Below are 13,351 nucleotides of genomic sequence, written 5' to 3'. Positions count from 1 at the left end.
ACTATCCTCCCATGTCGCCGAGCGCATGACGCATCGCGCGCAACACGGACGTCTCGTCGGGCAGCTCGGCCTCCGGGTCGCCGAGCGCGAAGATGCGCACCTGCACGAGCGCCTGGTGGAGCAGCATCGGCAGACCGGAGATCACGGGCCTGCCGGCATCCGCCCAGACCGTCGCGGTCGCCGTCGGCCATGGCGCGTACGCCACGTCGAAGAGGGTCGAACCCGCCACGAGCGCGTCGGACACCGGCACGCCCGGCGCGGTTCCTCCGGGGAGGCAGCTCACCGCGAGGGACGCGCCGTCGGCCGCGGCCAGGCCCGAGAGGTGCAGCGGATGCACCGCCACGCCCAGTTCCCCGCCCAGCGCGACCAGGCCGGCCGCCTTCTCCGGCGTGCGCGCGTAGACCTCGACCCACTCGGCACCGAGCTCCGCGAGCGCGACGAGGGCCGACGTCGCCGTCGCCCCGGCGCCCACCAGCACGGCCCGGCCGACGTCGCCGACGCCCCGCTCGCGCAGGGCGCGCACGATGCCCGCGACATCCGTGTTGAACCCGAGCCGGCGGCCGTCGTCCGCGCAGAGCACCGTGTTCACGGCGTTCGTGAGCCGGGCGACCCGGTCGATGCCGTCGAGCGCCGGGATCACGTCCCGCTTCAGCGGCATCGTGAGCGAGAGCCCGCGCCACGGTTCGCGCAGCGCGCGCACGAACGGGGCGATGCCCTCGCCGGTCATCTCGATGACCTCGTAAGTCCAGTCGAGGCCGAGCTCGCCGTACGCGGCACGGTGCAGCACCGGGCTCCGCGAGTGCACGATCGGCGAGCCGAGCACCGCGAGTCGCCTGCCGCGGGGAAGCTCAGCCACCGTACTCGGGGTGGTCGGCGAGCCACGCGAGGTACTGCTGCACGGCCGCCTCGTGCTCGCCGAGCGTGGTGCTGAACACCGTCTCGCCCGTGTCGAGGTTCACCGTCACGAAGTACACCCAGGTGCCGTCGGCCGGGTTCAGCGCCGCGTCGATGCCGAGGTCGCCGGGGTTGCCGATCGGCCCGGGCGGCAGGCCCGGGTGCACGTACGAGTTGTACGGGTTCGAGGCGTCGGCGCGCTCGGCGTCGGTGGTGGTGATCACGCCGTCCTCACCGATGCCGTAGTGCACCGTCGAGTCGAACTGGAGCAGCCCGTTCGTGGGCGACGCGTCGGAGAGGCGGTTCTGGATGACCCGCGAGACCTTGTAGTAGTCCTCGCGCAGGCCGGCTTCGCGCTCGAGCATGGAGGCGATGATGATCGTCTCCCAGCGGTCCTCGGGCGCGACCCCGGCCTCGTCGAGGGCCTGGAACTGGCGGTCGACGAGCGTCTGGATCACCTCGTCGGCCGTCGCATCGGGGCCGAACGTGTAGGTCGCGGGGAACAGGAAGCCCTCGACGGTCTCTGCCTCGGCGGGCAGGCCGAGCGCGGCCGGGTCGGCCGCGGCCGCCTGCAGCTCGTCGACCGGGATGCCGGTGCCCTGCGACGCAGCCGACAGTGCGTTCTCCGCCCACATCCCCTCGGTGATCACGAACGTGTTCTCGAGTCGGTTCGCGTCGTCGAGCAGCGCGTCGAGCGCGGACTGGGCGCTCATCTCGGTCGCGATCTGGTACGCGCCCGGGAAGAAGGTGGGGTTCTGCTCGAGGATCAGCTCGTAGAAGGCGTCGAACGACGCGGTGACGCCCTGGTCGTGCAGGTTGCGCGCGATGTCCTCGCCGGTGTCGCCGTCCTCGATCATGAAGACGAGCTCGCCGGTGCCGGTACCGGTGTAGTCGGGGGCCGGTTCGAAACGTTCCATGAACGCGGCGAGCGGTGCCTGCACGGCGAAGTAGCCGCCGACCAGCACGCCGACGATCACCAGCAGCACCACGAGGCAGCCCCAGCCGCCGCGCCGGCGCTCGGTCGGCTCGTGGTCGTCGCCGAACTCGAGCGGCCCCGGCTCGGCGGCGGTCGTGCGCCGCGCCGGCGCCTGCTGCGGCTCGGGCGCCTCGGCCTGGCGCGCCTCGCGCCTCGAGGCCGGCGCCTTGCGCCCGCGCGCCGCGGCGGCCGCCTCCGCCTCGCGCATCTCCCGGCGCGTCATGGGCCGGCCCTGCGGCGCCTGCGCCGCGGGCTGCTCGGGGCGCTCGGCGCGACCCGCACCGCCACCCGGCTGGCCGGAGAGCATCTGGTCCCAGTCGAGCCCGTCGTCGTGGTGCGACCGGCCGCGACGACCGTCGCTCGGCGGGGGATATGACACGGGCTCAGCGTCCTTCGTTCGGGGCGACGACGGTTCCGGGCGGGTTCGGGGCGGCCCGCTCCGCGTCGAGGGCGTGCTGGAGAATGATAACGGCCGCGACCTGATCGACCACCGGCCGGTGCTGCTTGGTGCGCTTGCCCGCGCTGCGCAGGGCCGAGTGCGCCGAGACGGTCGAGAGCCGCTCGTCGACGAGCCGGACCGGGGCGGCGGATGCGGCGGCCAGCCGGCCGGCGAACGCCACCGCGTCCTCGGTCGAGGCCGTCGCCTGACCCGACATCGACAGCGGGTGGCCGACGACGATCTCGATCGCCTCGAGCTCGTTCGCGAGCTCGACGATGCGGCGCAGGTCGGCGCCCGACTCGTCGTCGCGCGGCACGGTCTCCACCGGGGTCGCGAGCATCGCGTGCGGGTCGCAGCGGGCCACGCCCACGCGCGCCCGGCCGACGTCCACGCCGAGCCTGACCCCCGGGCGGAGGGTCACGCGACCGCCCGGCGCACGGCCTCGAGCGCGGCGGGGATCGCCTGGACGTCCTGGCCGCCGCCCTGGGCGAGGTCGTCCTTGCCGCCACCGCCGCCGCCGAGCACGCCGGCCATCTGCTTGGCGAGCGCGCCCGCCTTCAGACCCTGCTCGCGCGCGGCGGGGTTGGTCGCGACGATCGCCACCGGGCGGGACTTCACGACCGCGGTGAGCGCGACCACGGCGGCATCCGTGCCGAGCTTCTCGCGCACGCCCGTGGCGAGCATGCGCAGGTCGTCGCCCGAGCCGAGTTCGCCGAGGTCCTCCGCGACCAGGCGTGTCTGCCCCACCCGGGCGGCCTTCTCGGCGATCGACGGGATGCGGTCGCCGAGCGCCCGCGCCTCGTACTGTGCGATGCGCTTCTCGGCCGTCTTCAGCGACTGCACGAGCTCGTTGACCCGGTCGACCAGCTGGTCCTGCGGGGTCTTGAGGTTGGTCGTGAGCTCGGACACGAGCGCGCGCTCCGCGGCGAACCGGCGGAACGCGTCGAGGCCGACCAGCGACTCGACGCGCCGGTTGGTCGAGCCCACCGACGACTCGCCGATCAGGTTGATCATGCCGATCTCGGCGCTCGTGCGCACGTGCGTGCCCGCGCAGAGCTCGCGCGACCACGGGCCGCCGATGTCGACGACGCGCACGGTGTCGCCGTACTTCTCGCCGAACAGCGCCATCGCGCCGAGCTCCTTGGCCTCGGCGAGCGGCATCTCTCGGGTGACGACCTCGAGGTTGTCGCGCACGGCGTTGTTCGAGATCTCCTCGATCTCGCTGCGGGTCTCGGCCGACAGCGCGCTGTTCCAGCCGAAGTCGAGGCGCAGGTACCCGGCCTTGTTGAACGAACCCGACTGGTGCGCGTTCGGGCCCAGCACCTGGCGCAGGGCGGCGTGGATGACGTGCGTGCCCGAGTGCGCCTGCGTGGCGCCGCGGCGGTACGACTCGTCGACCAGCGTGGTGGCGCGATCGCCCGCGGCGACCTCGCCGCTCACGACCTCGACCGTGTGGCTGATCAGGCCCTTCACGGGCTTCTGCACGTCGAGCACCTTCAGCTCGTAACCGTCGCCGACGATCAGGCCCTGGTCGGCCGCCTGGCCGCCCGCCTCGGCGTAGAGCGACGTCTCGGCGAGCACGACCTCGGCGGTCTGCCCCGCGCTCGCGACCGCGACCGGCCGGCCGCCGACGAGCAGCCCGAGCACGGTCGACTCGGTCGTGAGGTCGGTGTAGCCCGTGAAGACGGTCTCACCCTTGGCGCGCAGGTCGGCGTACACGGAGAGGTCGGCCAGCGCCTTCTTCTTCGACTTCGCGTCGGCCTTGGCGCGCGAGCGCTGCTCGGCCATCAGGGTGTCGAAGGCGGCCCGGTCGACGGACAGGCCCGCCTCGTCGGCCATCTCGAGCGTGAGCTCGATCGGGAAGCCGTACGTGTCGTGCAGCAGGAACGCCGTGTCGCCCGGCAGCGCGGTGCTGCCCGCCTCCTTGGTCGAGCCGACCGCGAGGTCGAGGATCGACGTGCCGGCGGAGAGCGTACGCAGGAAGGTCTCCTCCTCGCCGAGGGCGAGCTGCGAGATCTGCCCGTAGTCGTGCTCGACCTCGGGGTACGCGGCCTTCATGGCGTCGCGCGACGCGCCGAACAGCGTGCCGAACGTCGGCCCGTCGACGCCGAGCAGTCGCATCGCGCGGATCGACCGGCGCAGCAGGCGCCGCAGGATGTACCCGCGGCCCTCGTTCGACGGCGCGACGCCATCGCTCATGAGCATGAGCGAGGAGCGCACGTGGTCCGCGATCACGCGCATCCGCACGTCGTCCTCGTGGTCGGCGCCGTACCGGCGGCCGGAGAGCTCCGCGGCGGCATCGAGCACCGGGCGCACCTGGTCGATCTCGTACATGTTGTCGACGCCCTGCTTCAGGAACGCGACGCGCTCGAGGCCCATGCCGGTGTCGATGTTCTTCTTCGGCAGCTCGCCGACGATGCGGAAGTCCGTCTTCGACCGCACGTCCTCGATGAGGTACTGCATGAAGACGAGGTTCCAGATCTCGACGTACCGGTCGTCGTCGGTGGCCGGGCCGCCGTCGACGCCGTACGCGGGCCCGCGGTCGAAGAAGATCTCCGAGCAGGGGCCAGCCGGGCCCGGCTGGCCGGTCGACCAGTAGTTCGTGTCCTTGTCGAGTCGCTGGATGCGCTCGTCGGGCAGGCCGGCGATCTTCTTCCAGAGGTCGATGGCCTCGTCGTCGTCCTTGTAGACGGTCACCCACAGGTCGCGCTCGTCGAACCCGTACCCGCCGTCGGACTCCGACGAGGTCAGCAGCTCCCAGGCGTACCCGATCGCGCCTTCCTTGAAATAGTCGCCGAACGAGAAGTTGCCGTTCATCTGGAAGAAGGTGCCGTGGCGCGGCGTGCGCCCGACCTCCTCGATGTCGTTCGTGCGGATGCACTTCTGCACGCTGGTCGCGCGCGGGAACGGCGCCGGCACCACGCCGGTGAGGTACGGAACGAACGGCACCATGCCGGCCACGGTGAACATGAGTGTCGGGTCGTCGCTCACGAGGGACGCGGAGGGGACGACGGTGTGGCCGCGCTGGGCGAAGAAGTCCAGCCAGCGCTGGCGGATGTCGGCAGTCTGCATGGTTCCGTTCAGGGATGATCGTCACCCGCGCGAGCGGGCGTGGTGGTGCGGCGTCGCGCGTCTAGGACTTGGCGTCCTCGGCGGCGTCCTCGGCGGCCTCGACGACATCCTCGGCCGCGTCCGCGACCTCCTCGGCGGCCTCGGCCGCGGCGTCCTTGGCGGTCGACATGACGTCGTCCACCATCGCGCGCAGCTCGGCCTCGCGAGCGTGGTAGCCGTCGGCCACGGCCTTGCCGAACTCCTTCGCCCGTGCATCCACGGTCGCGAAGAACTGCTGGCCCTGCTGGGTCTTGTTGACCTGGTGCGCGGCGACGAACCCGGCCGCGACGCCGACGGTGAACCAGAGGATGTTCTTCATTACGGTCTCCTTCACTGCTGCTCGTGTGCCTGCGACGCGGCGCGCCGAGGACCAGTCTAGTGGCGTCGATCCGCCTGTCGGCCCGGTTGCACACCCGCAATCGATGGGATAGCGAGACGACGAAGGGGGCCGTGGCAGATGCCACGACCCCCTTCGGGAGACGGGTTCGTCAGCGAGCCGCGTAGTACTCGACGACCAGCTGGACCTCGCAGGTCACGGGGACCTCGGCGCGCTTCGGGCGACGCACGAGCTTCGCCTGGAGCTTGTCGAGCTCGACCTCGAGGTAGCCCGGGGTCTTGGGGAGCACGTCGACGTGACCGCCGGCGGCCGCGACCTGGAAGGGCTCGGTGCCCTCGGAGCGGGTCTTGACGCCGATGGTCTGGCCCGGCTTGACGCGGAACGAGGGGCGGTCGACGAGCTTGCCGTCGACGAGGATGTGACGGTGCACGACGAACTGGCGGGCCTGCGCCATGGTGCGGGCGAAGCCGGCGCGCAGCACGAGGGCGTCGAGGCGCATCTCGAGGAGCTCGACGAGGTTCTCGCCGGTGGCGCCCTCGGTGCGCTTCGCCTCGTTGTAGGCGATGCGGAGCTGCTTCTCGCGGATGCCGTACTGGGCCCGGAGGCGCTGCTTCTCGCGGAGGCGGATGGCGTAGTCGGAGTCGGCCTTGCGCTTGGTGCGGCCGTGCTCGCCCGGTGCGTAGGGGCGCTTCTCCATGTGGCGCGCGGCCTTCGGGGTCAGCGGGATGCCGAGGGCGCGCGACAGGCGGGTCTTGCTACGGGTGCGTGACGTGGTGGACACGGGTTCCTTTCGGAGGGGATGCTCGTACGTGTGGACTCCCGGGCGCGACGCACGGGAGGAAGTATGAGGGATATGCCTGGGGGCGACCGGCTACAGGTCGCATCCGTTCGCCGTGGATCTCTGCGCAGCCGCTCGCTGAGACCTGGCTTCAGGCCGCATCGATGGTAGCACGAAGCGGATGCCCCGGCCGAACCCGGCCCGTCATCCCCGGACGATCTTCAGCAGGCGCTCCAGGCGCGCGGCGATCTCGCGCTCGTTCCCGTGGTCGCCCGGCAGGTAGTAGCGGGCGCGCTCCAGGCCCTCGGGCAGGTAGTCCTGGCGCACGACTCCCACGGGGTCGTCGTGCGGGTACGCGTACCCCTTCCCGTGGCCGAGCCGCTTCGCCCCGGGGTAGTGCGCGTCGCGCAGGTGCTTCGGCACCGGGCCGGCGTGGCCCGCGCGCACGTCGGCGATCGCCCTGTCGATGCCCAGGTAGGCCGCGTTGGACTTCGGCGCCGTCGCGAGGTGCACGACGGCCTGCGCGAGCGGGATGCGCCCTTCGGGCATCCCGATGTACTGCACGGCGTCGGCCGCGGCGACCGCGACCTGGAGCGCCTGCGGGTCGGCCATCCCGATGTCCTCCGAGGCGAGCACGATGATGCGCCGCGCGATGAACCGCGGGTCCTCCCCCGCCTCGATCATGCGCGCGAGGTAGTGCAGCGCGGCGTCGACGTCGGACCCGCGCACCGACTTGATGAAGGCGCTGATCACGTCGTAGTGCTCGTCGCCGTTCCGGTCGTAGCGCAGCAGCGCGCGATCGACCGCGCGAGCGACGAGCTCGGCGGTGATGACCGGCTTGGTCTCGGCGGCGGCTGCGTCGGAGTCGGCCGGCTCAGGGGCATCCGTCTCACCCTCGGCCGCGTCGTCGACGCCGTCGGCACCGGATGCCTCGTCGGGCCGCTCGCTCGCGGCCGTGACCGACGCCGCCTCGAGCGCCGTCAGTGCGCGACGCGCGTCGCCCGACGCGAGCCGGATGAGCGCAGCCCGCGCGTCGGCCTCGAGCACCACCGCGTCCCCGAGGCCCCGCGGGTCGGCCACGGCCCGGTCGACCAGCACGCCGAGGTCGTCGTCGTCGAGCGGCTCGAGGGTGAGCAGGAGCGAGCGCGACAGCAGCGGCGAGACGACCGAGAACGACGGGTTCTCGGTGGTGGCGGCGACGAGGATCACCCAGCCGTTCTCGACGCCGGGCAGCAGCGCGTCCTGCTGCGCCTTGGTGAAGCGGTGGATCTCGTCGAGGAACAGCACCGTCGAGACGCCGTAGAGGTCGCGGCTCGAGCGCGCCTCCTCCATGACCTGCCGCACGTCCTTCACGCCGGCGGAGACGGCCGACAGCTCGACGAACCGACGGCCCGAGGAGCGCGCGATGGCCTGGGCGAGCGTGGTCTTGCCGGTGCCCGGCGGCCCCCAGAGGATGACCGACACGGAGCCCGACCTGCCGGACGCGTCGCCCGCGAGCGCGACGAGCGGCGACCCGGGCGTCAGCAGGTGCCGCTGGCCGGCGACCTCGTCGAGGCTCGTCGGACGCATGCGCACGGCGAGGGGCGTCGCGCCGGAGCGCAGCCCCGGGGCGGACTCGACCATGCTCCCAGCGTAACGGCGGGGTCCGACGCCGGTCGCGGCCCGCCGCGGCCCGCTTGGACCGGCGCGGACGCCTCGCCTAGAGTGCATCCGGACCGACGAGCACGAGGAGCGCCGTGGCAGCGAAGAACACGCAGGAACGCGTCGAGCGGGAGCGCCTGCGCGCGTACCGCGCCCGGAGGCACGTCCACGAGCACAAGGAACGCCGCCGCGTGCGCGACAACTGGATCGCCGGCGCCGTGCTGGTGCTGGTGCTCGTCATCGCGACCGTCGTGCAGATCGCCTACTTCTCCGCGGGTCCCGGCGCGCCGGTCGAGGCGGAGGCCACCGAGACGCCCGCCGCCACGGCCGCCGAGGGCGAGAACCAGGGCGACGTGCCCGCGCCCGAGCTCGCCGAGGACCGCACATGGACCGGCGTGCTCTCGCTCAACGACGACGTGGAGCTCGCGGTCGAGCTCGACGGCGCGGCCGCACCGCAGGCCGTGGCGTCCGAGGTCTCGCTCATCCAGGCCGGCTTCTACGACGGCGTCAGCTGCCACCGCCTCACCGACGGCACGATCTGGGTGCTCCAGTGCGGCGACCCGATCGGCGACGGCACCGGCGGCCCCGGGTACAGCTACGGTCCGATCGAGAACGCACCGGAGGACGACCTCTACCCGGCCGGCACGATCGCGATGGCCCGCCAGTCGTTCGACGCGTACAGCCACGGCAGCCAGTTCTTCATCGTCTACGAGGACACGACGCTCACGCCCGACGAGGCCGGCGGCTACACGGTCATCGGGCAGGTGACCGACGGCCTCGACGACCTGCGCGCATCGATCACCGACGCGGGCGTCGAGGGCGGGGCGACCGACGGGGCGCCCGCGGTGCCCACGACGATCACCGCGTTCACGATCGAGTAACGCGGGAAAACCGCCCGGTGGCGGTGCAATAGGCTTGGGGGCGGCGTCGCCCGTTCGACGGCGCCGGGAAGTTCCGACAAGGTGAGGCCGTGTCTCAATCAGATCAGCAGCAGTGGGGTCGCGTCGACGAGACCGGCACCGTGTACGTCACGGACGGTGACGGCGAGCGCGCCGTCGGCCAGTACCCCGACGGCACCCCCGAGGAGGCGCTCGCCTACTTCGAGCGCAAGTACGCGGACCTCGCCGGCCAGGTGACGCTGCTCGAGCAGCGCTCGCGCGCGGGCGCGTCGGCGGCCGACGTCGCGAAGGCCGTCGCGCACCTCCAGGAGACCGTCGCCGAGGCGAACGCGGTCGGCGACCTCGCCACGCTGCGCAGCCGGCTCGAGGCCCTGTCGGGCACCGTCGGCGAGCAGACCGAGCAGCAGAAGGCCGAGGCCGCCCAGGCACTCGAGGCCGCGATCGCCGAGCGCACCGCGATCGTCGAGGAGGCCGAGGCCCTCGCCGCGGCCGACCCCGCCAAGACGCAGTGGAAGCAGGCGACCGCCACGCTCGACGGGCTCTTCGCGCGCTGGCAGAAGCACCAGCAGGAGGGCCCGCGCCTGCCGAAGGGCCAGGCCAACGAGCTCTGGAAGCGGTTCCGCACCGCGCGCTCGACCGTCGAGACGCACCGCAAGGCGTTCTTCGCCGAGCTCGACGCCTCGCACCGCGAGGTGCGCGCCGCCAAGCAGCGCCTGATCGAGCGCGCCGAGCAGCTCGCACCGCGCGGCGCCGATGGCATCCCCGAGTACCGCGGACTGCTCGACGACTGGAAGCGCGCCGGCCGGGCCGGCAAGAAGCAGGACGACGCGCTGTGGGCGCGGTTCAAGGCCGCCGGCGACGTGCTGTTCCAGGCGAAGGCCGAGGTCGATGCGGCCGAGAACGCCGAGTTCGAGGAGAACCTCACCGCCAAGCTCGCGCTGCTCGATGAGGCGGAGCCGCTGCTGAAGGCCAAGGATGCCGCGAAGGCACGCGCGACCCTCACGGACCTCCAGCGCCGCTGGGACGAGATCGGCAAGGTGCCGCGGGCGCAGCTGCGCACCGTCGAGGACCGGCTGCGGAAGATCGAGAACGCCGTGCGCGCACTCGAGGACGAGCGCTGGGAGCGCGAGGACCCCGAGAAGAAGGCGCGCTCCGAGGGGCTGGCCGGCCAGCTCGAGGAGGCCATCGAGCAGCTCGAGTCCGACCTGGCCGACGCTCGTGCCCGCAAGGACACGAAGGCCGTCACCGAGGCCGAGGAGGCCCTCGCCGCGCGCAAGGCGTGGCTCAAGGCGATCTCGGGCTGACGCCGGCGAGCTCCGTCCTCCACAGGGCGGGTGCAGGTCGGCTGTCCACAGGTGACGCGCCCCCCTGCGCTGAGCGGATGCGGCGGGCCACGATGTCGACATGAGCCGGCTTCCCTCGCTGCTGTCCGCCCACGACCTCCCGCTCGCGGAGCTGTGCGCGCTGCGCATCGACGGCGAGGTGATGGCACTGCCCGCGGGCTGGGCGCCGATCGACGAGCCCGACCGGCCCGAGCAGCGCGCACGGTCGGTGCGCCTCGCGGTCGGACGCGACGTGATCGCGGCGCGCATGACCGCGGCGTGGGTGCACGGCGCGGTCGCTGCCGCTCCCCCGGTGCCGCAGGTGTGCGTGCGCATCGGCGCCCGCCGCGGCATCGACCCGACCGTGCGCTGCGAGCTCAGCGAGCTGCAGCTCGACGAGGCGGAGATCGAGCGGTGGGGTCCGGCCGCCGCGACCACCCCTGCCCGCACCGCGTTCGACCTGCTCCGTGCGGCCTCGGTCGCGCATGATCACCGGGTCGCCGCACTCCGGCTGCTCGCCGATGCGGGCATCGGCCTCGCCGAGTTCCGGGACCGGGTGTCCGGACATCGCCGGCTCCCCGGCAAGCGGGCCGTGCTCGACCGGCTCGACGACGAGATCGCCTCCACCGGCGGTGCGACGAGCCTCGTCAGCCGTCGCTGACGCGGTAGACGTCGTAGACCGCGTCGATGCGCCGCACGGCGTTGAGGACGCGGTCGAGATGCGTCGTGTCCCCCATCTCGAACACGAACTTGCTGATCGCGAGGCGGTCCGTCGACGTCGACACCGTCGCCGAGAGGATGTTCACGTGGTGCTCGCTCAGCACGCGGGTGACGTCGGAGAGCAGGCCGCCCCGGTCGAGCGCCTCGATCTGGATCTGCACCAGGAAGACGCCCTTCGAGCTCGGCGCCCACTCGACGTCGATCATGCGCTCGGGCTCGCGGAGCAGGCCCTGCACGTTGTGGCACGAGGCCTGGTGGACCGAGACGCCCGAGCCGCGGGTGATGAAGCCCACGATCTCGTCGCCCGGCACGGGCGTGCAGCACCGCGCGAGCTTCACGAGGATGTCGGGGGCGCCGCGCACGAGCACGCCGGAGTCCGAGCTCCGCGACACCGATGAGGGCCGCGGCATGTTCGCCAGCGGGACATCCGTCGCCTCGTCCTCGTCCTCGTCGCGCACCAGCGAGATGACCTTCTCGAGCACCGACTGGGTCGAGATGTGCCCCTCGCCCACCGCCGCGTAGAGCGAGCTCACGTCCTCATAGCGCAACTGCGCCGCCACCTCGGCGAACGAGTCCTGGCCCATGAGCTTCTGCAGCGGCAGGTTCTGCTTGCGCATCGCCCGCGCGATCGAGTCGCGACCCTGCTCGATCGCCTCGTCGCGCCGCTCCTTGGTGAACCACTGGCGGATCTTGTTGCGCGCCCGCGGGGACTTCACGAAGTTCAGCCAGTCCTGGCTGGGCCCCGAGTCGGGGTTCTTCGACGTGAACACCTCGACGACGTCGCCGCTGGTGAGCTGGGTCTCGAGCGGCACGAGGCGCCCGTTGACCTTCGCGCCCATCGTGCGGTGGCCGACCTCGGTGTGCACCGCGTAGGCGAAGTCGATCGGCGTCGCACCCGCCGGCAGGCCGATGACCCGGCCCTTCGGGGTGAAGACGTAGACCTCCTTCGCGCCGATCTCGTAGCGCAGCGAGTCGAGGAACTCACCCGGGTCGGCGGTCTCCGCCTGCCAGTCGGAGATGTGCGCGAGCCAGGCCATGTCGGCGTCGCCGACCGCCTTCTGGTCGTTGGCCTTGCCGTTGACCTGCTCCTTGTACTTCCAGTGCGCAGCGACGCCGTACTCGGCGCGCTGGTGCATCTCGTGCGTGCGGATCTGGATCTCCACCGCGCGGCCCTTGGGCCCGATCACGGTGGTGTGCAGCGACTGGTACAGGTTGAACTTGGGCGTCGCGATGTAGTCCTTGAACCGACCGGGCAGCGGGGTCCAGCGCGCGTGGATGGCGCCGAGCACCGCGTAGCAGTCGCGCACCGAGTTCACGAGCACGCGGATGCCCACGAGGTCGTAGATCTCGTCGAACTCGCGTCCGCGCACGATCATCTTCTGGTAGATCGAGTAGTACTGCTTCGGGCGGCCGACCACCTTGCCGCGGATGCGGGCCGCCTTGAGGTCGTCGTTCACCAGGTCGATGACCGTCTGCACGAACTCCTCGCGCTGCGGCGTGCGCTGGCGCACGAGGCTCTCGATCTCGGCGTACAGCTTGGGGTAGAGCACCGCGAAGCTCAGGTCCTCGAGCTCCCACTTGATGGTCTGGATGCCGAGCCGGTGCGCGAGCGGCGCGTAGATCTCGAGCGTCTCGGTCGCCTTGCGGGTGGCGGATGCCGCGGGCACGAAGCCCCACGTGCGCGCATTGTGCAGGCGGTCGGCCAGCTTGATGATGAGCACGCGGATGTCCTTCGACATCGCGACGATCATCTTGCGCACGGTCTCGGCCTGGGTGGAGTCGCCGTACTTGACCTTGTCGAGCTTGGTCACGCCGTCGACGAGCATCGCGATCTCGTCGCCGAAGTCGTCGCGGAGCTCGTCGAGCCGATACTCGGTGTCCTCGACGGTGTCGTGCAGCAGCGCCGCCGCGACGGTCTTCGAGCCGATCCCGAGGTCGGCGAGGATCTGCGCGACCGCGATCGGGTGCGTGATGTACGGCTCGCCGCTCTTGCGCTTCTGGCCCTCGTGGGCCCGCTCGGCGACCGCGTGCGCGCGCTCGATCACCGCCAGGTCGGCCTTCGGATGGTGCATGCGCACCGTGCGCAGCAGCGTGTCGACCGCCCCCGAGGGCTGCGCCTTCGAGAAGATGCGCGGCACGAGGCGGCGCAGCGACGGATTGCCCGTCGCGACGGGTGACTCGCTCACCATCGCACCACCTCCGCCTTCATTATCGCCGCTCGTCGGCGGAGACGG

General features: G+C 71.9%; 11 protein-coding genes. 3 read left to right on the top strand and 8 right to left on the bottom strand.

Annotated elements, in window-relative coordinates; genetic code table 11:
- Position 1: 1 nt before the first annotated feature.
- From QMG39_RS15255 to QMG39_RS15225, 7 genes are all read right to left on the bottom strand, one after another.
- Positions 2-856, bottom strand: a complete 855-nt coding sequence (locus QMG39_RS15255; protein ID WP_281886467.1) for a shikimate dehydrogenase — start codon at positions 854-856, stop codon at positions 2-4.
- Positions 849-2,249, bottom strand: a complete 1,401-nt coding sequence (gene mltG / locus QMG39_RS15250) for an endolytic transglycosylase MltG (RefSeq protein WP_281886465.1) — start codon at positions 2,247-2,249, stop codon at positions 849-851. Before mltG ends, QMG39_RS15255 begins: the two co-directional genes overlap by 8 nt.
- Positions 2,250-2,253: 4 nt before the next feature.
- Positions 2,254-2,730: a Holliday junction resolvase RuvX gene (gene ruvX, locus QMG39_RS15245; protein WP_281886463.1), complete on the bottom strand. Its 477-nt coding sequence runs from the start codon at positions 2,728-2,730 to the stop codon at positions 2,254-2,256.
- A complete protein-coding gene (alaS, locus tag QMG39_RS15240) occupies positions 2,727-5,381 on the bottom strand; it encodes an alanine--tRNA ligase (RefSeq protein ID WP_281886461.1) in 2,655 nt (884 codons plus the stop codon). Before alaS ends, ruvX begins: the two co-directional genes overlap by 4 nt.
- Positions 5,382-5,442: 61 nt before the next feature.
- Positions 5,443-5,739, bottom strand: a complete 297-nt coding sequence (locus QMG39_RS15235; protein WP_281886460.1) for an ATPase — start codon at positions 5,737-5,739, stop codon at positions 5,443-5,445.
- 169 nt (positions 5,740-5,908) lie between these two features.
- Positions 5,909-6,538: a 30S ribosomal protein S4 gene (gene rpsD, locus QMG39_RS15230; protein ID WP_281886458.1), complete on the bottom strand. Its 630-nt coding sequence runs from the start codon at positions 6,536-6,538 to the stop codon at positions 5,909-5,911.
- Positions 6,539-6,739: 201 nt separating this feature from the next.
- The gene (locus tag QMG39_RS15225; protein ID WP_281886456.1) at positions 6,740-8,158 is read right to left on the bottom strand and encodes a replication-associated recombination protein A; all 1,419 of its coding nucleotides are present in this window, start codon (positions 8,156-8,158) and stop codon (positions 6,740-6,742) included.
- Between the two features lie 113 nt (positions 8,159-8,271).
- On the opposite strand from QMG39_RS15225, the gene QMG39_RS15220 reads away from it, so the two are divergent.
- The 3 genes from QMG39_RS15220 (at position 8,272) to QMG39_RS15210 (ending at position 11,058) form a co-directional block, all read left to right on the top strand.
- Positions 8,272-9,057 (top strand): peptidylprolyl isomerase, encoded by a 786-nt coding sequence (locus QMG39_RS15220; protein WP_281886454.1) that lies wholly within the window; start codon positions 8,272-8,274, stop codon positions 9,055-9,057.
- 89 nt (positions 9,058-9,146) lie between these two features.
- Complete coding sequence (locus QMG39_RS15215; RefSeq protein WP_281886452.1) at positions 9,147-10,379, top strand: DUF349 domain-containing protein; 1,233 nt, start codon at positions 9,147-9,149, stop codon at positions 10,377-10,379.
- 100 nt (positions 10,380-10,479) lie between these two features.
- Positions 10,480-11,058 (top strand): hypothetical protein, encoded by a 579-nt coding sequence (locus tag QMG39_RS15210; RefSeq protein WP_281886451.1) that lies wholly within the window; start codon positions 10,480-10,482, stop codon positions 11,056-11,058.
- On the opposite strand, the gene QMG39_RS15205 is transcribed toward QMG39_RS15210, so the two are convergent.
- Positions 11,045-13,306 (bottom strand): RelA/SpoT family protein, encoded by a 2,262-nt coding sequence (locus tag QMG39_RS15205; protein ID WP_281886449.1) that lies wholly within the window; start codon positions 13,304-13,306, stop codon positions 11,045-11,047. The two genes, QMG39_RS15210 and QMG39_RS15205, sit on opposite strands and share 14 nt — an antisense overlap.
- Positions 13,307-13,351: the final 45 nt, after the last annotated feature.

The sequence above is a fragment of the Agromyces rhizosphaerae genome, assembly GCF_027925245.1.
Classification (GTDB): domain Bacteria; phylum Actinomycetota; class Actinomycetes; order Actinomycetales; family Microbacteriaceae; genus Agromyces; species Agromyces rhizosphaerae.
The sequence above is the reverse complement of the archived record's forward strand: the minus strand, read 5'-3'. Positions and strand labels throughout refer to the sequence as shown.